At 62.4% G+C, this 20129-nt stretch carries 18 protein-coding genes and 1 tRNA gene; 14 read left to right on the top strand and 5 right to left on the bottom strand.

From position 1 onward, the window contains the following. Window positions 1–38: 38 nt before the first annotated feature. Both ACP_RS03795 and ACP_RS03800 read right to left on the bottom strand, forming a co-directional pair. Window positions 39–1100 carry a LacI family DNA-binding transcriptional regulator gene (locus tag ACP_RS03795; RefSeq protein WP_015895957.1) on the bottom strand — a complete coding sequence of 354 codons (1062 nt, stop codon included), beginning with the start codon at window positions 1098–1100 and terminating at the stop codon, window positions 39–41. A gap of 84 nt (window positions 1101–1184) precedes the next feature. After that, entirely contained in the window at window positions 1185–2189 is a 1005-nt protein-coding gene (locus tag ACP_RS03800; RefSeq protein ID WP_015895958.1) for an ROK family protein, read from the bottom strand. 670 nt (window positions 2190–2859) lie between these two features. On the opposite strand from ACP_RS03800, the gene ACP_RS17155 reads away from it, so the two are divergent. Next, window positions 2860–4110 (top strand): D-alanyl-D-alanine carboxypeptidase family protein, encoded by a 1251-nt coding sequence (locus tag ACP_RS17155; RefSeq protein ID WP_083770500.1) that lies wholly within the window; start codon window positions 2860–2862, stop codon window positions 4108–4110. Between the two features lie 138 nt (window positions 4111–4248). Further along, window positions 4249–4323, top strand: a tRNA-Gly gene (locus tag ACP_RS03810). Window positions 4324–5177: 854 nt separating this feature from the next. Here ACP_RS03810 and ACP_RS17630 read toward each other — a convergent pair. Together ACP_RS17630 and ACP_RS03815 are read right to left on the bottom strand one after the other, a co-directional pair. Next, on the bottom strand, window positions 5178–5330 hold the full coding sequence (locus tag ACP_RS17630) for a DUF3309 family protein (RefSeq protein WP_015895961.1): 153 nt from the start codon (window positions 5328–5330) through the stop codon (window positions 5178–5180). Window positions 5331–5528: 198 nt separating this feature from the next. Next, on the bottom strand, window positions 5529–6308 hold the full coding sequence (locus ACP_RS03815; RefSeq protein ID WP_148215013.1) for a uracil-DNA glycosylase: 780 nt from the start codon (window positions 6306–6308) through the stop codon (window positions 5529–5531). Window positions 6309–6417: 109 nt separating this feature from the next. Between ACP_RS03815 and ACP_RS03820 the strand changes: the two genes are divergently transcribed. The 11 genes from ACP_RS03820 (at window position 6418) to ACP_RS03865 (ending at window position 18085) form a co-directional block, all read left to right on the top strand. Next, entirely contained in the window at window positions 6418–7638 is a 1221-nt protein-coding gene (locus ACP_RS03820) for an aldose 1-epimerase (protein ID WP_148215014.1), read from the top strand. A gap of 431 nt (window positions 7639–8069) precedes the next feature. Further along, the gene (gene dnaK, locus ACP_RS03825; RefSeq protein WP_015895965.1) at window positions 8070–9989 is read left to right on the top strand and encodes a molecular chaperone DnaK; all 1920 of its coding nucleotides are present in this window, start codon (window positions 8070–8072) and stop codon (window positions 9987–9989) included. A 158-nt stretch (window positions 9990–10147) separates the two neighbouring features. Continuing rightward, window positions 10148–10318 (top strand): hypothetical protein, encoded by a 171-nt coding sequence (locus ACP_RS18245; RefSeq protein ID WP_015895966.1) that lies wholly within the window; start codon window positions 10148–10150, stop codon window positions 10316–10318. A gap of 367 nt (window positions 10319–10685) precedes the next feature. Next, on the top strand, window positions 10686–11066 hold the full coding sequence (locus ACP_RS03830) for a GIY-YIG nuclease family protein (protein ID WP_015895967.1): 381 nt from the start codon (window positions 10686–10688) through the stop codon (window positions 11064–11066). Window positions 11067–11291: 225 nt separating this feature from the next. Beyond that, complete coding sequence (locus tag ACP_RS03835; RefSeq protein WP_015895968.1) at window positions 11292–12233, top strand: Fpg/Nei family DNA glycosylase; 942 nt, start codon at window positions 11292–11294, stop codon at window positions 12231–12233. 3 nt (window positions 12234–12236) lie between these two features. Beyond that, window positions 12237–13439, top strand: coding sequence for a DnaJ C-terminal domain-containing protein (locus tag ACP_RS03840; RefSeq protein ID WP_015895969.1), 1203 nt, complete (start codon window positions 12237–12239; stop codon window positions 13437–13439). A 229-nt stretch (window positions 13440–13668) separates the two neighbouring features. Beyond that, window positions 13669–14187 (top strand): GNAT family N-acetyltransferase, encoded by a 519-nt coding sequence (locus ACP_RS03845; protein WP_015895970.1) that lies wholly within the window; start codon window positions 13669–13671, stop codon window positions 14185–14187. Window positions 14188–14197: 10 nt separating this feature from the next. Then, window positions 14198–14683, top strand: coding sequence for a hypothetical protein (locus ACP_RS03850; RefSeq protein ID WP_015895971.1), 486 nt, complete (start codon window positions 14198–14200; stop codon window positions 14681–14683). Between the two features lie 4 nt (window positions 14684–14687). After that, on the top strand, window positions 14688–15095 hold the full coding sequence (locus ACP_RS03855) for a heat shock protein transcriptional repressor HspR (RefSeq protein ID WP_015895972.1): 408 nt from the start codon (window positions 14688–14690) through the stop codon (window positions 15093–15095). A 12-nt stretch (window positions 15096–15107) separates the two neighbouring features. Next, window positions 15108–16394 (top strand): bacteriohopanetetrol glucosamine biosynthesis glycosyltransferase HpnI, encoded by a 1287-nt coding sequence (gene hpnI / locus ACP_RS03860; protein ID WP_238525640.1) that lies wholly within the window; start codon window positions 15108–15110, stop codon window positions 16392–16394. A gap of 113 nt (window positions 16395–16507) precedes the next feature. Beyond that, a complete protein-coding gene (locus ACP_RS03865) occupies window positions 16508–18085 on the top strand; it encodes an NAD(P)/FAD-dependent oxidoreductase (protein WP_015895974.1) in 1578 nt (525 codons plus the stop codon). A 449-nt stretch (window positions 18086–18534) separates the two neighbouring features. Here the strand turns inward: ACP_RS03865 and ACP_RS03870 are convergent, their stop codons facing one another. Then, a complete protein-coding gene (locus tag ACP_RS03870) occupies window positions 18535–18819 on the bottom strand; it encodes a hypothetical protein (RefSeq protein ID WP_015895976.1) in 285 nt (94 codons plus the stop codon). Between the two features lie 73 nt (window positions 18820–18892). Between ACP_RS03870 and ACP_RS03875 the strand changes: the two genes are divergently transcribed. After that, on the top strand, window positions 18893–20104 hold the full coding sequence (locus tag ACP_RS03875; RefSeq protein ID WP_015895977.1) for a M24 family metallopeptidase: 1212 nt from the start codon (window positions 18893–18895) through the stop codon (window positions 20102–20104). The last annotated feature ends 25 nt before the right edge of the window (window positions 20105–20129 follow it).

Raw genomic sequence — 20129 nt, forward strand, 5'->3', positions numbered from 1 at the left:
GGGGCTTTTTTGTTTTTGTGTGCGGAAAAGTAAGCGCGTCAGCCGCGACCGGCGGCGACAATTTCGCGCGAGACGCCTTTGCAACCGCATGAGTTACGAATGACCAGCTCGGTGGGCAGCACGAGGCGGGTCTTGGGCAGCTCTTTCATTGGCGCGCCGGTGCGGATCATGTCAAAGAGCAGCTTGGCTCCGCTGCGGCCCAGCTCATGCGCCGACTGCCGCACGACGGTGATGGGCACGGTGAGCAGCGAGGCCAGTTCGAGATCATCAAAGCCCACCAGGGCAAGGTCGCGCGGCAGCTTGATGCCCAACTGCTGCAGCGTGTGCAGCGTCTGAATGGTGGTGACGTTGTTGAGGGTGAAGAGCGCGGTGGGCGGCTGCGGCCCCTCCAGCTTGCGCTGCAGTGTAAGCGCAACCGACCTGGCTGACTCCACCTTCCATATCTGCGGATGCAGCCCGGCCTCTTTCATGGCGGTGGTGTAGCCGTGAATGCGCTCCTGAATGGAGAGCAGATCGGCGTCATAGCCGAGGCAGGCGATCTGCTTGTGGCCGTGGCCAATGAGGTGGCGCACGCCCTCTTCGGCGCCGATGGCGTTCTCAACGAGCACCTCGCTGGCGCTGAGCCCCTTGACCACGCGGTCAAGCGTGACGATGGGAATGCCCGCGGACTGCACAGCGAGCAGGCCGGGCGAAGCCTTCATCTCCATGGGCACGAGAATCAGGCCGGCGACATTGCGCGCGACCATCATGTCGATTTCTCCGGTCTCCACTTCAGCGCGGTTGGAGGAGGTTTGAATGAGGGTCATGTAACCGTGGCGGGTCGCTACCTCCTGCACGGTGTGCGCGCAGGCTGAGAAGAAGGAGTCAGCGAGGGTGGGCACGATGAGGCCGATGGTGCGGGCGCGCTGCCCCTTGAGGATGCGGGCAGCCTCATTCGGCTGATAGCCCAGCTTGGCGATGGCGCGCTGCACACGCTCGCGCACCTCGGCGCTCACATAGTTGCCGCCGTTCACGACGCGGGAGACGGTCATCTGCGCGACGCCGGCCTCGCGGGCCACGTCGCTGATAGTGGTTTTTCGCTGTGGCTTATCTTTGCTCATAAGTGAGGTCTACACGCTGACTCTATAAGCGCAGACGGGCGCGGCGCAACGAATGTTTCAGCAAAGTGCAAGAGCGGTCACGCCTCAAGCGCGCGGCAGAGGCCGCGGCACAAGCGGCAGCATGGCCGCGCCGAGCAGGCCTGCATCCGAGCCGAGACGCGCGCGGCAGATGTGCGTTTTGCCCGCTTCATATTGGTTGGGGTCGCGAGGCTGCGACATGCGGTAGACGTAGCTGAACTCCTCAAGCGTGGCAAACATGCGGGGCGCAAAGAGATTCCACGCGGCCGAGACGCCGCCGCCAATCGTGTAGAGGGGCAGGTTGAGCGTGTTGACCAGATTGGCCAGGCCCAGCCCGAGCGCGTGACCGGCCTGCTCATAGATGCTGCGGGCCACGGCATCGCCGGCCTCGGCCATCTGAGCGAGTTTGGCGGCGTTCAGTTGCGTGCCCGCTTCATCAGAATGCGCCTCAGTGGCCGCGACCAGATTCAGCTCGCGCGCGCGGCGCACAACAGCGGTCGCCGAGGCATAGACTTCGAGGCATCCGCGCGCCCCGCAGGCACAGGGCGGGCCGTTCAGAATCAGCGGACCATGGCCGACTTCGCCCGCCGCGCCGTTGAGCCCATGCCAGAGATGGCCATCGAGCACAATGCCGCCGCCCACTCCAGTGCCGAGCGTGATCATGCAGAGGGAGTCCACGCCATACTCGGCGCCCGCGCCCAGGCGGCACTCGGCCAGCGCGGCCATGTTCGCGTCGGAGTTGACCCATACCGGCCAGGGCAGGCGCTCGGTGATCTCGCGGCGCAGTTCCACGCCGTCCCAGCCGGGCAAGTTGGGCGGCTGGTGCAAAACGCCGTCGGGTAAAGAGAGTGGTCCGGGACTGCCGACGCCGACACCGGCAAATTCGTGTGTTGCGACCAGTTCCTCATGCACCACGCGAATGGCCTCGCACATGGAGTCAATGACCGCGGCGGGGCCAGAGGCCGCATTGGTAGGAAACGCGATGAGTTTAAGCCGCTCGCCGCGCACGGTGAACGCTCCCACACGCAGATTCGATCCGCCCAGGTCCACACCGATTGAAAACACTTCCATTCTTCTCTCCCCGGCGGAACCGCCCGGCTTTGTGCGGGCAACAGGCCCGGAATCCAATCCCCTTCGCAGTGTACGCGATTGTCAAATTTATGAGAACGCAATCACAAGTATGCAGCCAAAATGGCCATCGACCGTTCCTGCTGTGGCACCGGCTAAATCGAATTTAATCTACAGATGCGGCACATCTCCATGAAGAGTTCGTTATGGCTCAAGCAAATCGCGCTGCACGAGAAATGATATCGATACCAGTTCAGCCGCTTTATTTATCCCAGATGCATCAGGCAAAGCGCGGCGGGGGAAAGAGCGCCACACCGCGCACCGTGGCGCTTTCACGGCCCGCCTGCAGGGCAACCCGCTGACGGGGTATCGCGACTTCCGCTATGACCACCCAGGCCGGCCGCAAGGATGCACCGCTTACGCTTCACCTGCCCTCAGCCGGGGTGGTTGTTGGTGACTATGGCGGGTGCTGAAGCAGTAGCCATAGCAAGAGCATGATTCCGTCTCCTGCTTCATCGTGATGGTGGCTCCGCCGCAGATCACTTCCCGGCACTTATCTACAGGCCGCAAACCCGCATGCAGCGCAGCTCGCGCCGCTCGAACCAGAACGATAAATGGGGCCCTGCCTCGGCATCACCGCGCTGCGGTGGTAAGTTGAGGCCGGGGGAAGCAGATGAGATTGAGTGCCGCGAGCGCACGCGCGTATGGCAGGGATAGATACTTCGCAAAGCAAAGCCTGCTCTCGGCTGGATGCCTGCTGATGGCGCTCACCGCTCTGGCCATGGCGCGTCCGGCCCAGGCCGTAGTGCATGCGTCGCTGCTCATGGATGCGCGCTCGGGCAAGGTGCTGTATGCGTATCACGCCGATGAGCGCACGCATCCTGCCTCGCTGACAAAGCTGATGACGCTCTATCTCACTTTTCAGCGGCTGCAAGACGGACGCATGAGGCTCGACGAGCGCCTGCACATCTCTGCGCATGCCGCCGGGCAGCAGCCCTCGAAGATGTGGCTGCACGCGGGCGGCACCGTATCGGTGAGAAGCTGCATCCTTGGCATCATTTCGCACTCGGCCAACGATGCCGCCGTGACCCTTGCCGAGGGCATGGCCGGCACCGAATGGCGCTTTACGCGCCTGATGAATGAGCAGGCGCGCCGCCTTGGAATGACTCACACCATTTTCTACAACGCCTCGGGGCTGCCCGACGGCCGCCAGTGGACGACCGCCTACGATATGGCCAAACTGGCTCGCGCCCTGATCTACACCTTTCCGCAGTACTATCATTTCTTCAGCGTGCATGCGTTTCGCTATCAGGGGCGGATGCTTTACAGCTTTGACCGTCTCCCGCAGGAATACACAGGGGTTGACGGCATGAAGACCGGCTACATCAACAGTTCGGGCTTCAACATCGTGACGTCGGCGGTTCGCAATCACCACCGCGTTATCGGTGTCGTTCTAGGCGGCGCCACGGCACACTCTCGCGACTTGCAAATGATTGCCCTGCTCAACCGCGGCTTTCGCTCCCCGCTGCTGACGGCGCACATTACGAGTCATCCCCGCCTCGTACACCATCGCCCAGCGAGAAAAGTACTCGCGAGTCTCCCTGAGAATCCGAACCAGCCGGAAGACAACACCTGGGTGATTCAGGTGGGAGGTGGCCTTCGCTCTGCCGACCAGGTGCGCCGCGTACTTCACAGCGCGCGGCTTTCGGCGCCTTCCTGGCTGCATCCTCGGGATGCCGTTGTCGTGCTGCTTCGCGGCCGGCGGTATCGCGCACGCTTTGCTCATCTCAGCCGGGCCAGCGCCTTTGAGGCCTGCTCCGCGCTTCGATCGCGTCGCTTCACCTGCCGCATTCTCAGCCACGCACCCGAGCGTCCGCAATATATGGCTTCCGCCGCCGAAGGAGCGCCCGCGAAGGCACACTGACCGGAAGCTGGTCGCCTCGCTGTTGCATGATTGCCCGCGCTGCCGAGCTGTCTGCACTGCCAGTTGCAGCCTCGGCCTGCGACGAATAAAGTGAAACTAGCGCGTGCGTATTTATTGCAGGACGCATAGCTCTGCCAAGCGGGAGTAGTTCAGTGGCAGAACGTCAGCTTCCCAAGCTGAATGTCGCCGGTTCGATCCCGGTCTCCCGCTCCAAATGCTTTTCTTTTTGTGGGTTCAGTCTCCACTCCTTGTGAGATTTCTTCCAATTGCATTCCGCAGATGCCGATGGCCGGTTTCACGGCTGCGGTCTGGATTGCCCATGGTTGCTGTGCTGGGGAGCAGGGCTGAAAGCCCCACTCTCCTATTGAGGCTTGGCGGCATGGCTAAAGCCATGCCCTGATACGGGGTCCTGCGTGAAGGAGCCAGGGCTGAAAAGTCCTCTTTTTTAGCGGGGATGTATGGGCGGAAGCGCGGAACCTTCACGGAGTGGCGTGTGGATGGGCATGGTGGGAGAAACTCCGGGCGGTGCTTTGCGACCGTAGCATCGCCGGGATTCTTCCCACCCCGATTCGGCCAAAGGCAGGCCTCAGAATGACGCATCGATGGAAGGAAGTTTTTTGCTTCGTTAGGCGAAGAATTGTGGGCCCGGGTCCGGACACACGGACCCGGGGCACCCGGATGTGTTGCAGGGGCTGAAGCCCTTCTTGTATAGGCGGTTTGCGGCATGGCTGAAGCCATGCCCTGATACGGGATCCGGCGTGAAGGAGCTGGGGGTGAAAAGTCCCCCTTTTTTTAGCGGGGGATGTGCGGGCGGAAGCGCGGAGCCTTCACGGAGTGGCGTGTGGATGGGCATGGTGGGAGAAACTCCGGGCGGTGTTTGGCGACCGGGAGATTGCCGGGATTCTTCGGCCGTTGGCCTCAGAATGACGCATCGATTGCCGAGAGGCTTTCTCTCGGGGCCGAAGCTAGTACTCTTCACGCCCCCTTCCCTGTCTGCTGGCAATGCATGCTTGCAAGAGATGGCTCGGGATGGTTGGGGATGGCGATCCGGCGAAAACCCGCAGCCGCTAGAAAATCTGCAGCCAGGCCAGCAGAGAGACCGCCGCCAGCAGCACTCCGATGCCGGTGCAGGCGTAGTAGCCCCACTCACGGCTCCAGGGCCAGCGCGGAATCGATACGAGGAACATCAGCAAGAGCACGATCAGCAGGAACACAAGCACTTCTATTTCTCCTCAAACTCTGCCCACAGCGTGGCGGGCGGGGGGCTTCTTGTTTGGCTCCCTGAGTCTTGTTTCGTCTTCTGGATGCTCCGGACGCTGGTATGGATGCCCGTCCGTGCCTTGCATCCTGTTCTTATGCATTATCGGCGATGAAGGCGTCATCGATCATCCGTAGTCCGCCCCTCAGGTCCGCTGTCCTTAGTTCCTCCGCTCGCCGATGCGCGTCCGCGCCTCGGCGAGTACGTCCAACATCATTTCGCGGGTCAGCTTGCCGGTGTTGGTGTTCTGCAGGCTGGGGTGGTAGCTGGCCATCAGGAAGCGTCCGCCGGGAATGGCGTAGCAGACGCCGTGGCCAAATTGCAGCGGACCGCGCCGCGCAATCTGCCCGGTGCGGATAAGGTGCCCGACGATACCGTCAAAGGCAATCTTGCCGAGCGCAAAGATCACGCGCACGCGGGGCAGGGCGGCCACCTCCTCATCGAGATAAGGCGCACAGTTGGCCAGTTCCGCGGGCAGCGGCTTGTTGCCGGGCGGGGCGCAGCGGCCCACGGCGGTGATCCATGCATCGAGCAGCCGCAGGCCGTCGCCGCGATGCGTCGCTTTGGGCTGCGAGGCAAAGCCTGCCTCATACAGCGCGGGATAAAGAAAGTCGCCCGAACCATCGCCGGTGAAGGGCCGGCCTGTGCGGTTGGAGCCATGCGCTCCCGGCGCAAGGCCCACCAGCAGCAGCCGCGCCCCGGGGTCGCCGAACGAGGGCACGGGCTTGCCCCAGTAGTCCCACTCGGACCACATGCGGCGGCGCTTCCGGGCCACTTCTTCGCAGTATTCGCGCAGGCGCGGGCAGCGCTCGCAGCTCACCACGCGCTGCTCGAGCGCGGCGAGCGCCAGGGGCAACGGAGATGGCTTGGCGGAGACGCGGGCAGGCGTTGCGGCCGGATTGTTTTGGGCTTTGGCTTGCGAAGCGCGGCGGGCAGGCATCACACAAATTGTAGCGGCCACAGACACCGATGGCCTCGGGCCGCCGGCGCCCGGTAGACTGGTGGCCGCCTTTCATCCATCCAAAATCCTTCTGTTGAGGTGCTGCTGCATGTATCGTTCTTCTCGTCTTTTGTGGCTGGCCGCCGCGGTTCTGGTCGCGGCTACCGGATGCAATCACAAACAGAACTCCGCGCCGATGACCAACAACACCAAGCCCGCCGTACCCGGCACCGGGCAGAGCGGCGCCAGCGCCACGGCGTCGGCGGTCGGGTCCACCAAAATCAATGGCGAGCCGGTCGTCCACCTCAGCCGCCAGCAGGTGGGCAACGGCGCGCAGTTTCTGGGCATGACGGTGATTCCGGGCCGGGGCATGAACGTCTTTCAAATCACGGCCTATGTGCCGGGCCAGGGCAAGGTGCAGTTGCTGGCCTCGCCGCCGCTGGCCAAGGCCGCCAGCCTGATGAACGGCCAGAAGATGGACAAGTACGGCGCGGCCAGCTACAGCTTTGGCGGAGCCTTCCTGATTCCCTACCCCAACCGCATCTTTGGCCAGTACTCGGCCAAAAACCACACGGTCACCGCCGACTGGCACGGGCAAAAGCTGGTGCTGCCGGCCAATGCCGGCCGGGCGGCCATGCATGGGCTGATTCTCAGCTCAAAGGTGCAGAACGTGCAGGTGCTCAAGACGGCGGGCGGCGAAACGCTCACCGGCACCCTCAACGCGCGCCGCTTTGGCGGCCGGTGGCCGTCGGTGACCGATCTGCAGTTTCACATCGCGCTGACCGGCGATGCCATCGACGTGAAAATTACGGCCACCAACGCCGGGCAGAAGCCGGAGCCGATGTCGATTGGCTGGCATCCGTACTTCCGCCTGCTGAGCGGCGACCGCGCCCAGGCCCGGCTGTATGTACCGGCCACCGAGCGGGCCACGGTCAACAACTATAAGGAGGAGAAACCGACCGGCAAGCTGGTCGCGGTGAAGGGCACGCCTTATGACTTCAACACGCCGGGCGGCCGGCCGCTGGGCAGCACCTATCTCGATGACAGCTTCACTCACCTTAAGCGTACCAACCACGCCGTGGATGTGCGCCTGAGCGATCCGGCGGCGCATTATGGCATGGAGGTGATGGCTCTCTCGCCCGAGATTCGCGCCGTGCAGATCTACTCCCCGCCGAGCCAGAAGTTTCTGGCCGTGGAGCCGCAGTTCAACCTGGTGGACCCCTTTGGCAAGGAGTGGCATGGCCAAAACACCGGCATGGTAACGCTGCCGGCCAGCGCCTCGGTGACGTGGCACGTGCGGCTGCACCTGTTCACGCCCGAGGGCAAGTAAGCGGGTCAGCAGGTCAGCAAGTTAGCGAGTCAGCGAGTCAGCAAGTTAGCGGGTCAGCGGGTTGGCGGGTTAGCGGGTCACCTACGGGCAGATTTCTGAAACTTCCGATTTGCCGCCTCTACCCATCGTGGGGGCGGACAGGAGCCGAGGTGCGATTGCGAACCGCTGGGGACTGGGGACTGAGGACTGGGGACTGACCGGGCTGACTCGCTGACCCGCTAACTCGCTGACCGCTGACCGCTGACCGCTGACCGCTGACTCGCCGACCTGCTGACCGGCCTGCAAGCTATTGATTCCATTCGCCATACCTTCCTGCATCCTTTTGCCGATTCAGACCATCAGATAAGTTGACAAAAACTCACTCAAGTGCGAAGCTGGCTCTACCAGCCTCAGCACCAAAAGGGTTTGCATACAGGAGCAGGGAGAGAGCAATGGCAAAGATTATTGGAATTGACCTCGGAACCACCAATTCCGTGGTGGCCGTGATGGAAGGCGGCGAACCGAAGGTGATCGCCAACGAAGAGGGCGGCCGCACCACGCCTTCGGTGGTGGGATTTACCAAGAGCGGCGAGCGTCTGGTGGGCCAGGTGGCCAAGCGCCAGGCGATTACCAATCCGGAGAACACGATTTACTCCATCAAGCGCTTCATGGGCCGCCGCCAGAATGAAGTGAACGACGAAATGAAGATGGTGCCCTACAAGGTCAAGCAGCAGGGCGACCACATCGTCGTCGAGGCGCAGGGCAAGGACTACACCGCCCCCGAAGTTTCGGCCATGATTCTGCAGAAGCTCAAGAAGGCCGCCGAAGACTACCTGGGCACCTCGGTGACCGAGGCCGTCATCACGGTTCCGGCCTACTTTAACGACGCGCAGCGCCAGGCCACCAAGGACGCCGGCAAAATTGCCGGGCTCGACGTCAAGCGCATCGTCAACGAGCCGACCGCGGCCGCGCTGGCCTATGGCCTCGACAAGAAGAAGGACGAGACCATCGCCGTATATGACTTTGGCGGCGGTACGTTCGACATCTCCATTCTCGAAGTGGGCGAAGGCGTCATCGAGGTGAAGTCGACCAATGGCGACACACACCTGGGCGGCGACAACCTCGACCAGAAGATCGTGGACTGGCTCATCGACGAGTTCAAGAAGGACGAAGGCCTCGACCTGCGCGCCAAGGGCAACGAAATGGCCCTGCAGCGCCTGAAGGACGCCGCCGAGCGCGCCAAGATCGAGCTTTCGACCGCGCTTGAAACCGAGATCAACCTGCCCTTCATCACCGCCGATGCAACCGGCCCCAAGCACCTGGTGAAGAAGTTGACCCGCGCCAAGCTGGAGCAGCTCGTCGAGGACATTCTGCAGCGCTCCATTGAGCCCTGCAAGAAGGCCATGGCCGATGCCGGTGTGGACGCGAGCAAGATTGACGAAGTGGTGCTGGTAGGCGGACAGACCCGCATGCCCCGCATTCAGGAGATCGTCAAGCAGCTCTTTGGCAAGGAGCCCCATCGCGGCGTGAACCCCGATGAAGTGGTGGCGATTGGCGCGGCCGTGCAGGCGGGCGTCCTGGCCGGTGAGGTCAAGGATCTGCTGCTGCTCGACGTGACGCCGCTGACCCTGTCCATCGAAACGCTGGGCGGCGTGGCGACGCCGATGATTCCGCGCAACACGACCATCCCGACCAAGAAGACGGAGACCTTCTCGACGGCGGGTGACAGCCAGACCGAAGTCGAAGTACACGTGCTGCAGGGCGAGCGCCCCATGGCCGGGCAGAACCGCACGCTGGGCAAGTTCAAGCTGAGCGGCATTCCTCCGGCGCCGCGCGGCGTGCCGCAGATCGAGGTCACCTTTGACATCGACGCCAACGGCATTCTGAACGTGACCGCGAAGGATACGGCCACCGGCAAGGACCAGAAGATCACCATCACCTCCTCCTCGGGACTCAGCAAGGAAGAGGTGGAGCGCATGGCCAAGGAAGCCGAGGCGCACTCGGCCGAAGACAAGGCCAAGCGCGACGAGATCGAGGCCCGCAACCAGCTCGACAACCTCGTCTACAACATCGAGAAGATGCTGAAGGAGAACGGCGACAAGGTTTCGGGTGAGGAGAAGGCCGAAGTGGAGACCGCCCTGGCTGACGCCAAGAAGACGCTCGAAGGCACTCCGACGGCCGAGGAACTGAACGCCGCGCGCGAGAAGCTGACCGCCTCTTCGCACAAGCTGGCCGAGGCCATGTACAAGGCCAACGCCGCTGCCGGCGCGGCTCCCGCGGGCGAACCTGCCCCCGGCGAACCGCAGGCCGAGCAGAAGAAGGACGACGGCGTGATCGACGCCGAGTACGTGGACGTGGACGAGAAGAAGTAAGCCGCCCGCGCCACAAACCAGAACCACGAGCAAGCCTCCTGCGTAAGAACAGGAGTGGAAGCACGAAAGGGCGTCTCTGCAGAGACGCCCTTCGCATAACAGAGAGCATCCGTTTCCCCGGAGCGAGCAGTACAGCAGTAGAAGGAGAAGTAACCGAGATGACCGACACGCTTTGGATGTGCGAGCAATTACGCGCCGGACAGGTCTACAACAAGGTGAGCTTCAACACGAAGAAGGAAGCCGAAGACTTCATTGCGAAGATGCAGAGGATGGAGCCGGATCTCTTCTGGCGCATTGAGCCGGTCGAGGCGAAGATGGTTTGGAATTAAGGATCGATGCGGCGTTATTACTGAGGAGAAGAAACCCGGCGATGAGTTCATTGCATAGGAACTACAGGGCTTTCTCCGGACATGCCAGGCCGGGCATTGTGGGAGAAACTTCGAAGCACAAACACGGTGTTAGCATTGCCGGGATTCTTCGCTGCGCTCAGAATGACGCCATTGAAAGTTGAGAATGACGCCGTGAAACTTGAGAAGCTACGACGTGCAAGTTAAGAAGCTGCGGCTTAAAGGTTGAGAATCTGCAAGAGATCTGGCAACTTACGGAATCATTAAACATAGCGTCATTCTGAGACCATCGGCCGAAGAATCCCGGCGATGTTTCGATTGCAAATGCGTTGTGAGGTTTCTCCCACTAATGCCGCAAAGCTGGGTGTACATTCTGGCGAGTCGAACGGGAACGCTATACACAGGAGTCACGAGCGATCTCACGCGCAGGGTTTTGGAGCACCGGAGCGGCGTCCGTTCCGGCTTCGCGAGCAAATATGGCTGCGATCGTCTCGTCTACTATGAAGAATCCGACGACATCGCCGTGGCCATCGCGCGAGAGAAGGCCATCAAGGGATGGACGCGCGCGAAAAAAATTGCACTGATTGAAGCAAAGAATCCGGACTGGAATGATCTGGCAGAGCATCTGGGCAGCCGAATTCTGATGCCGAATCAAAGCATGGCGGAAGAGGATAAGAAAGAAGCGCAGCGCATTCGTTTGCCCCTTCCCGAAACTCGTAAGCAAGAATGATAGGGAGCTGGCAATTGTTACAGCCTGCACACTCAACGCAGCGTCATTCTGAGGCCATCGGCCGAAGAATCCCGGCGATGTCTCGATTGCAAATGCATTGTGAGGTTTCTCCCACCATGCCAGACAGAACATCATGGGAGAAACTCTAAACAGCAAATGCACAACCAGCATCGCCGGGATTCTTCGCTACGCTCAGAATGACGCCATCCAAGTTGAGGTCAAGTAATGCCTGAAGGCAACGAAATCCACCGCTTCGCCGAGCGCCATGCCGCCGCGCTCGCGGGCGGGCGTGTCTCTGTGGACTCGCCCAATGGAGCCTTCCCGGACGCCGAAGTCCTGCATGGGCGCAAGCTGCAGGCCGTGGAGGCTTACGGCAAGCATCTCGGCTATGTCTTCGGGCGCGACACGATTCTGCATGTGCATCTCGGCATGTATGGCGACTTCCGTGAGGGCGCGATGCCCCTGCCGCCCGAAAAGGGCGCGCTGCGGCTGCGGCTCTGGAACAGAGCGAACTGGGTCGAGCTGCGCGGGGCAACCGACTGCTCCATTTTCGACGGGGAGAAGTGGCAGGCGCTCGTCGCCCGCCTGGGGCCAGACCCGCTGCGGCCGGAATCGGACCCCGAGCCCGGCTTTGCCATCATTGCCCGGCGCAATACGCCGATAGGGCAATTGTTGATGGATCAATCGGTCTTTGCCGGCATCGGCAACATTTACCGGGCAGAGTTTCTCTTTCGAGCCGGGCTGCACCCGCGCACGCCGGGCCGCGAGGTGCCGCGCCCATCCATCGCCGGCATCTGGAAGGACGCCCGCAAGCTGATGCCGCTCGGCATGATCGACCGGCGCATCGTGACCACGCTGGCCAAGGACCGCGCGCTTAAGCGCGGGCCCGAAACGAATCAAGACCGCGCGCTTAAGCGCGGCGAGAAGACAGACTCAGCCCGCTCGCGCAAGCGCGAGGCAACAATGGATAAAGCAAGCCCGCGCAAGCGCGGCGGGGCCACCGCAGACCAGGCCATCCCGCACCAGCGCGGGCCGGCGCAAGATGACCAGATTCACTACGTGTACCGGCGGCACGGCAAACCCTGCCTCCGGTGCGGTACAAAGATTGAGAAGGAAGAGATGGCCGGGCGCACCGTCTACTGGTGCCCCGCCTGTCAAAAACGGTAGCTCATGGCCAATCCGCAGCAAAAAGACTATTACGGCACCCTCGGCATCAAAAAGACGGCCACGGCGGACGAGATCCGCAAGGCCTTTCGCAAACTCGCGCGCAAATATCACCCCGATGTGAACCCAGGCGACAAAAAGGCCGAAGAGAAGTTCAAGGAAATCTCAGAGGCCAACGACATTCTGGGCGACGAAAAGAAGCGCAAAATCTACGACCAGTTCGGCTTCTACTCCGACCAGATTGACCCGGCGGCGGCTGAGGCGGCGGCGCGGCAGGGCTATGCGCCGGGCGCTGGCAGCCCGCGCGGCGGCGGCCAGCAGGGCGTTCCCTTTGACTTCGGCGGCTTTGACTTCAGCGACTATCAGGGCGGCGGCGCGCAGCAGGGTGGCGGCTTTGGCGGCAGCTTCCGCGATATTTTCTCCGGCATTTTTAACCAGGGCGGCGGCCGCCAGCCGCGCGGCCCCCAGCCAGGCACCGATCTGGAGTACCAGATCGAGGTCGATTTCTGGACCGCCATTCGCGGCGGTACGGCGCGGCTGCAGATTCAGCGGCAGGAGGTCTGCCCGACCTGCCACGGCAAGGCCTCCACGGGCGGCCCGCACGCCTGCCCCGAGTGCCACGGCTCCGGCCAGGTCACGCAGATGGGCGGCCGCATGAAGTTCAACATTCAATGTCCGCGCTGCGGCGGCTCGGGCAAGGTGCAGAACGCCTGCCCCACCTGCCACGGCGACGGCACGGTCACGCGCTCTGAGCCGCTGGAATTTCGCATCAAGGCAGGCACGCGCGACGGCCAGCGCATCCGGCTGGCGGGGCGCGGCAACGCCGGCACGCACGGCGGCCAGCCCGGCGACCTTTACCTGATCATCCGCATGGGCACGCACCCGGTCTTTCAGCGGCTGGGCGATGACATTCACCTGACCGTGCCGGTCACCATTGCCGAGGCCGCGCTCGGGGCCAAGATTGAGGTGCCCACCATCGATGGCCGCGCACAGTTGAAGATTCCGCCCGGCACGCAGAGCGGCCAGAAGCTGCGCATGCGCGAGCGCGGCGTGCCCTCAGCCACGCGCGAGGGCCAGCGCGGCGATGAAATTGTCACGGTGGAGATCGTGGTGCCGCAGCTTCGCGACGAGCGGTCCAAAGAGATTCTGCGCGAATTCTCAAAGCTCAACCCGGAAGACCCGCGCGAAGCCGTCTTTGCGAAGGTTTAGGGCCGAGGTTTAGGGCCAACAAAGAACGCAGAGTGTCCCACATCTCGACGAGATGTGGGATTCTCAGACTGTTGACAAAGTTGAATTGGAGCAGAACAAACATCGCGCAGAGGCTAAACCCCATGATTTCATTGGGGTAGATCGGCATGACTGAAGTCATGCCCTGTTACAAAACGATTGCTGCATAGGTTTGCCTCCAACCTCGATTCCCTTTCCCACGAGAGCCGCCATGGTCACCCTCACCACCGAACGCCTCATCCTGCGCCCGCTCACGCTCGACGACACCGATGCCCTGCTCGCCGTCTGGGGCGATGCCGAGACCATGCGCTATTACCCCTCCACGCTCAACCGCGAGCAGATGGTGGCGCGCATCGAGGCGCAGATCGAGCGCTACGCCACCGGCACGGGCCAGCTTGCCGTGCTGCTGAGGGACTCAGGGGAGTTGATCGGCGGCTGCGGCCCGGTCTGGCACGAGGTCGAGGGCGTTCAGGAATTAGAGGTCGGCTACCACATTCGCCGCGACCACTGGGGCAGGGGCTACGCGCCCGAGGCGGCGCGGGCCGTGCTCGATCATGCTCGCGTTACACTTCAAAAGGATGACTGTATCTCGCTGATTCGATTAGAGAACTACCCCTCGCGGCGCGCTGCCGAAAAGAACGGCGCGGTGCTCGAAAAGATCGTCCACTGGCGCGACTATGACCACTGCGTCTACCGCTATCTTCAGGCTGGCTTCAGCGGCCAACGGTAAACTGGGTAGGATGAGTCTTCTCACACAAGCCCCGGCGGAAACGCAGGCCGAAACACAGACCCCAACCGAGCGGCTCATGCAGCCCCTGATGACCCAGGCCCGGGCGCTGCTGCGCCGTTACGGCACGCTGGGCCCCGTGGCCTTTGCCATGCTGATGGGCGGGCAGGTGGAGCGCATCTCGGTCACGCCGAAGCGCCTGCCGCCGGACCCTGAAGAACTGAAGACAGCCCTGCTCGAACATCTGGCGCAGCAGTCGGCCACCGGGCAGTGGCAGGGTGCGGCCATCGCGGCGCACTTCCCGCTGGAGCAGCCTTCGCCCGAGGGCTTTGAGGACGCCATTATCGGCCATGTCGAAATGAAGGATGGTTCGGTGCTGCAGGCCACCCTGCCGTACCGCGTGACCGGGGGCCAGTTGGGCGGAATCATTCCGAGAAAGGTTGTCTTCGGAGAGATTCACGTGAACAATACAGCCAGTACCCTCTTTCAGTTTTCCTGAAGCCATGCCGACCAAACGCAAATCCAAGGGCGCGTACATGATCTCGGCGGTCGCCGAGATGTACGACATTCACCCCCAGACCCTGCGCCTCTATGAGCGCGAAGGGCTGCTGAAACCCTCGCGCACCGAGGGAAACACACGGCTATATACTGATGAGGACCTCGAACGGCTGGAATTTATTCTGAACCTGGCCCGCGACCTTGGCGTGAACATCGCAGGCATCGCCATCATTTTGCAGATGCGCGAACGCATGGAAGAGATGAACCGCCAGATGCAGGACTTCGTGGAGTATGTGCGCTCAGAGATGCTGACGCACATGCAGCAGGGCTTTTCGCAGAACAGCCCTCAGCCCGGAGCCATTGTGCCGCTGAAACGCCCGATGGTGGTTCCGCACAGCAGGAGCAAGCGCTAAGCTTTGACCGCAATGCACATTGTCGCGATGGCCCAGAGCCTGATGAATGCACAGGTAAGCCTCTACGGCTTCGGGGTGCTGACCCCGGCCGGCAGCCTGCTGGCGCGGCTGCTGCTGCTCGTCGCCATCGTGGGGCTGATCGCCTCCACCGTCTTTACGATGCTGGTCATCGCGGGCACGTTCCGCTTCCGCAATCAGAAGACGGACGAGGGGGCCGAAGAGTTTCTTCCGCCGCTGAGCCTGCTCAAGCCACTGCACGGCGAGGAGCCGGGCCTCGAAGCGCACCTCGACAGCTTCTTCCGGCAGGACTACCCCAACTACGAGATTCTCTTCTGCGCGCGCAGCGCCAACGACCCCGGCATGAAGATTGCCCGCCGCGTGGCCGCGCGCCATCCGCATATTCCGGCGCGTTTTCTCAGCACCGGCGAGCCGCAGTACATCAACGCCAAAGTAGCCTCGCTGGAACTGATGGGCGCGGCCGCGGAGCACGATCTGCTGGTTATCAGCGACAGCGACGTGCATGTGGAGCCGGGCTATCTGCGCACCATCGCCGCGCCCTTCCGCAATGAGCGCGTGGGCGCGCTCACCTGCGTTTATCGCGGCGAGGCTCATCGCGGCCTGTGGGCGCACCTTGAGGCGGCGGGCATGTCGATTGAGATGACCGCCGGCGTCGTGGTCGCCAACATGCTTGAGGGCATGCAGTTTCTGCTGGGCCCCACCATGGCCATGCGCCGCCAGTGCGTTGAGCAGATCGGCGGCTTTGGCGTGCTGGGCAGCTACTGCGCCGACGACTTCATGCTCGGCAAGCTGATTGCCGAAAACGGCCATACCGTTGTGCTCTCGCAGCATGTCATCGATCACGTCATCGTGAGCGACGGCTTCGTCGAGACGCAAAAGCACCAGATTCGCTGGATGCGCTCCACGCGCTTCTCGCGCCCCAAGGGCCACTTCGGCACCGGACTCACCTTCAGCGTTCCCTTCGGCATTCTCGCCTTTGTGGCCGCGGGCGCTCTGCAATATCCGCGTCTCGCATTCTTTCTGCTCGGCTACTCCATCGCGGCGCGCATGCTGCTGGCTCTGGTGGTGGGGGCGTTTGCCGTGCGCGAGCGCATACTGATGCGCACCGTGCTGCTTTATCCGCTGCGCGACCTGCTTGGTTTTCTCTACTGGGCGGCCAGCTACCGCAGCGATCTCATTCTCTGGCGCGGGCGCGAGTTCCGCCTGCACAAAGATGGCCTCATGGTCGATGCCGCCGCCGGTTACCAGGAAGACGAGACAGCACTGTCGGCTGGCATTTAAGCTGTTTGCAGTGTTTGCGGAGCGCGGCCATTCCCGGCTCCGGTTGATGTGCTTGCTGCGAAAGCCCCGATCATGACCCTTGTCTCCACTTCCCCCTTGAAAGCCGGCGCTCGATGAAGGCCGGCCAGACCGCAATCATCATTGGCGCGGGCCCGGCCGGGCTCACGGCGGCTCTCGAGTTCACGCGCCGCTCCGGCATTCACCCCATCGTGCTGGAGGCCTCGCCCACGCTGATCGGCGGCATCTCCTGCACCATTGAGCACCACGGCAATCGCATGGACATCGGCGGCCACCGCTTCTTCTCAAAATCTGACCGCGTGATGCAGTGGTGGACTGACCTGATGCCCATCGCCGCCGGAGCCGCCGGCGCGGCCGAGCAGGCCATTCGCTACCAGGGCCAGCAGCGCACCGTCACCACGCACACCGCGGCCTCAGCCGACGACGACCTCGTGATGCTGGTGCGCCCGCGCAAGAGCCGCATCTATTTTCTGCGCAGCTTCTTTGACTATCCGCTGGCGCTCAATGCGCAGACCATCCGGCAGCTTGGCCTCGTGCGCATGGCAAAAATCGGCCTCGGCTATCTCAAGGTCAAGCTCTTCCCGCGCAAGCAGGAAGCGACGCTCGAAGACTTTCTCATCAACCGCTTCGGCACCGAGTTGTACCTGACTTTCTTCAAGTCCTACACCGAAAAAGTGTGGGGTGTGAAATGTAACCAGATCAGTGCCGAATGGGGCGCGCAGCGCATCAAGGGCCTCTCACTGCGCACGGCCATCGCGCACTTTCTCAAGAAGACCTTCGGGCCAAAGTCCTCGGGCGACCTCGCGCAAAAGGGCACCGAAACCTCGCTGATCGAGCAGTTTCTCTATCCCAAATTTGGCCCCGGCCAGCTCTGGGAGCACGCCGCGAAGCTGATCGAGCAGCAGGGCGGCGAGTTGCGCCGCGGCTGGCGCGTAACCGGCCTGCACGTCGAGAGCAACCGCGTCGCATCCGTAACCGCCGTGGACACAGAAGGCCAGACGCACACGCTCGCCGCCGATTACGTCTTCTCCACCATGCCGGTGCGTGAGCTGGTGCGCTCGCTTGACTGCCCCGTGCCGCCCAACGTGCAGGAGGTGAGTGACGGCCTGCAGTATCGCGACTTCATCACCGTGGGGCTGCTCGTCGATCGTCTCGCCGTCTCCGAGCCCGATGGCTCGCCGCTCAAGGATACCTGGATCTACATTCAGGAGCCCGACGTGCTCGTGGGCCGCCTGCAGATCTTCAACAACTGGAGCCCTTGGATGGTCGCCGACCCCTCGAAGGTGTGGATCGGTCTCGAATACTTCTGCTACGACACCGACGAGTTGTGGAAGATGGACAACGAAAGCCTCGCAAAGCTGGCCATCGGCGAGGTGGAGAAGATCGGCATTTTGCGCGCCGCCGACGTGCGCGACTGGCATGTGGTGCGCGTGCCCAAAACCTACCCCGCCTACTTTGGCACCTACGAGCGCTTTGATGAGATCAGCAGCTATCTCAACGGCTTTGAAAATCTCTTTCTCGTGGGCCGCAACGGCATGCACAAGTACAACAATCAGGACCACTCCATGCTCACGGCCATGACCGCCGTCGATCAGATCGTCGCCGGCGAGATCGACAAGAGCGCGCTCTGGCAAATCAACACCGAGCAGGAGTACCACGAAGAGAAGAAGTAGAGGCGGGACGTGCTGGGAGAAACTCCAGACGATATAGCCGTTCCTGAAATATCTCCGGGATTCTTCCTGTCTCGCGAACGAAGGCTCGTTCCCGGGGCCCGGTTTAGGCCGTTGGCCTCAGAATGACGCAGCCTTGAGTGCTTCTGTAACTTGTAAACTCCCTGGCAGCCACTCATTGTCAGGCGTCATTCTGAGCGAACCGGGGTACCCGGCATGCGCAGCACGCTGGGGTGGGAGCGAAGAATCCCGGCAATGCTTGCATCGCGATTGCCGTTTGGAGTTTCTCCCATAATGTTTGATCTGGCATGGTGGGGGAAACTTCACCATGCGTTCACGACCGAAACCTCACTGGGATTCTTCGGCCGTTGGCCTCAGAATGACGCCGTTGAAGCTGAAAGCTCCGATAGACGTATTACTGCCGCAAGGCGCGGATGCCTGAAAGGCCAGCCCTACTTCTCCCAGTGGTCCTTGTGCTCGCGCACCCACCAGCACACCGGGTAGCGGCTGTGAGGAAACAGCGACTCCGCGCACGTCACCTGGTCGGTGCCCGCGTAGTCGTACTCCATGCGATGATTCTTGAGCGGCGTGGCCACCATGGTGTTCACCGCAATCACCGCCGTGCCGCCGCCCTCGGCGCGCCGCACGGCGTAGACGGCCAGGTCCACCAGATAGGCCGCCACCAGCAGCACCACCAGATACTTCGCCAGACGCCCCAGCCACTCCCACAGAATCACGCGCGGCTCCTCATCGCCCTGAGTTTACTCTGACGGCGCGGCGTGCGTTATCCTTTCCCTTCGCCCTCGCGAAATGGAGTTGCTCACCGCCGTGAATCCCAAAGTAGACATCCAGAAAATTCAGGCCGCCATCGCCGCCAGCGGAGCCGACGCGTGGCTCTTCTACGACCACCATCACCGCGATCCGCTCGCCTCGCAGATTTTGTCTCTGCCCATGGATGATCTGGTTTCGCGACGCTGGTACTACGTGATTCCCGCCCAGGGTGAACCGCAAAAGCTCGTCCACAAAATTGAGTCGGGCAAGCTCGATTCCCTGCCCGGCGAAAAGCGGACCTACGCGGCCTGGCAGCAGTTGGAGCAGCACCTGCGCGAGATGCTCGCGCCCTACACGCGGCTCGCCATGCAATATTCGCCGCGCAACGCCATCATGTATGTCTCCATGGTCGATGCGGGCACGATTGAACTGCTGCGCGAGTTTGGCAAAACCATCGTCAGCTCGGCCGATCTGGTCAGCCAGTTTCAGGCCGTGCTCACGGAGCAGCAGATCGCCAGCCACTTCGTGGCGCAGCAGGCCATTGACGAGATTCTTGCCGCTGGCTTTGCCGAGATTGGCCGCCGCTCGGCCGCCCAGGAGCACTTCACCGAGTACGACATGGTGCTGTGGCTCGAAGACTCCATGCGCCGCGCGGGCCTTGTCTGGGAGCATCGGCCCAATGTGTCTGTCAACGCCAACAGCGCCGACTCGCACTATGAACCGAGTGCTGAAAACAGCCGCCCCATCCGCACCGGCGACTTTCTGCTCATCGACATCTGGGCGCGGCAAGACCCGGCGCGCGCAGGTTTTGAAACCTGCTTCTACGACATCACCTGGACCGCTGTGATCGGCCGCGAGCCCACCGAAGAAGAGGTGCGCGTCTTCACCACCGTGCGCGATGCGCGCGACGCCGCCATTCGCGCCGTGGAAGAGGCCTTCGCCGCCGGGCGCCCCATTCAGGGCTGGGAGGCCGATGACCGCGCCCGCGCCGTCATCACCGAGGCGGGCTACGGCGACTATTTCACGCATCGCACGGGACACAACATCAGCAGCACGCTGCATGGCAGCGGCGCACACCTCGACAATCTGGAAACGCACGACGAGCGCCGCCTGCTGCCGAACACCTGCTTCTCGGTCGAGCCAGGCATTTATCTTGAGCACTTCGGCGTGCGCAGCGAGGTCAACATGATGACGTCGGCCACCAGCGCCCGCGTCACAGGAAACATGCAGCAGCAACTGTTACGAATCTGAGAGGCAGGGGTGATGCGGCCAGTTG

This window comes from Acidobacterium capsulatum ATCC 51196, assembly GCF_000022565.1.
GTDB lineage: Bacteria > Acidobacteriota > Terriglobia > Terriglobales > Acidobacteriaceae > Acidobacterium > Acidobacterium capsulatum.

Bases quoted from the DNA above. Each gene is read 5' to 3' on its own strand.
- ACP_RS03795 (WP_015895957.1), bottom strand. From the start codon at position 1,100: ATGAGCAAAGATAAGCCACAGCGAAAAACCACTATCAGCGACGTGGCC.
- ACP_RS03800 (WP_015895958.1), bottom strand. From the start codon at position 2,189: ATGGAAGTGTTTTCAATCGGTGTGGACCTGGGCGGATCGAATCTGCGT.
- ACP_RS17155 (WP_083770500.1), top strand. From the start codon at position 2,860: ATGAGATTGAGTGCCGCGAGCGCACGCGCGTATGGCAGGGATAGATAC.
- ACP_RS03815 (WP_148215013.1), bottom strand. From the start codon at position 6,308: ATGCCTGCCCGCCGCGCTTCGCAAGCCAAAGCCCAAAACAATCCGGCC.
- ACP_RS03820 (WP_148215014.1), top strand. From the start codon at position 6,418: ATGTATCGTTCTTCTCGTCTTTTGTGGCTGGCCGCCGCGGTTCTGGTC.
- dnaK (WP_015895965.1), top strand. From the start codon at position 8,070: ATGGCAAAGATTATTGGAATTGACCTCGGAACCACCAATTCCGTGGTG.
- ACP_RS18245 (WP_015895966.1), top strand. From the start codon at position 10,148: ATGACCGACACGCTTTGGATGTGCGAGCAATTACGCGCCGGACAGGTC.
- ACP_RS03830 (WP_015895967.1), top strand. From the start codon at position 10,686: ATGCCGCAAAGCTGGGTGTACATTCTGGCGAGTCGAACGGGAACGCTA.
- ACP_RS03835 (WP_015895968.1), top strand. From the start codon at position 11,292: ATGCCTGAAGGCAACGAAATCCACCGCTTCGCCGAGCGCCATGCCGCC.
- ACP_RS03840 (WP_015895969.1), top strand. From the start codon at position 12,237: ATGGCCAATCCGCAGCAAAAAGACTATTACGGCACCCTCGGCATCAAA.
- ACP_RS03845 (WP_015895970.1), top strand. From the start codon at position 13,669: ATGGTCACCCTCACCACCGAACGCCTCATCCTGCGCCCGCTCACGCTC.
- ACP_RS03850 (WP_015895971.1), top strand. From the start codon at position 14,198: ATGAGTCTTCTCACACAAGCCCCGGCGGAAACGCAGGCCGAAACACAG.
- ACP_RS03855 (WP_015895972.1), top strand. From the start codon at position 14,688: ATGCCGACCAAACGCAAATCCAAGGGCGCGTACATGATCTCGGCGGTC.
- hpnI (WP_238525640.1), top strand. From the start codon at position 15,108: ATGCACATTGTCGCGATGGCCCAGAGCCTGATGAATGCACAGGTAAGC.
- ACP_RS03865 (WP_015895974.1), top strand. From the start codon at position 16,508: ATGAAGGCCGGCCAGACCGCAATCATCATTGGCGCGGGCCCGGCCGGG.
- ACP_RS03875 (WP_015895977.1), top strand. From the start codon at position 18,893: ATGGAGTTGCTCACCGCCGTGAATCCCAAAGTAGACATCCAGAAAATT.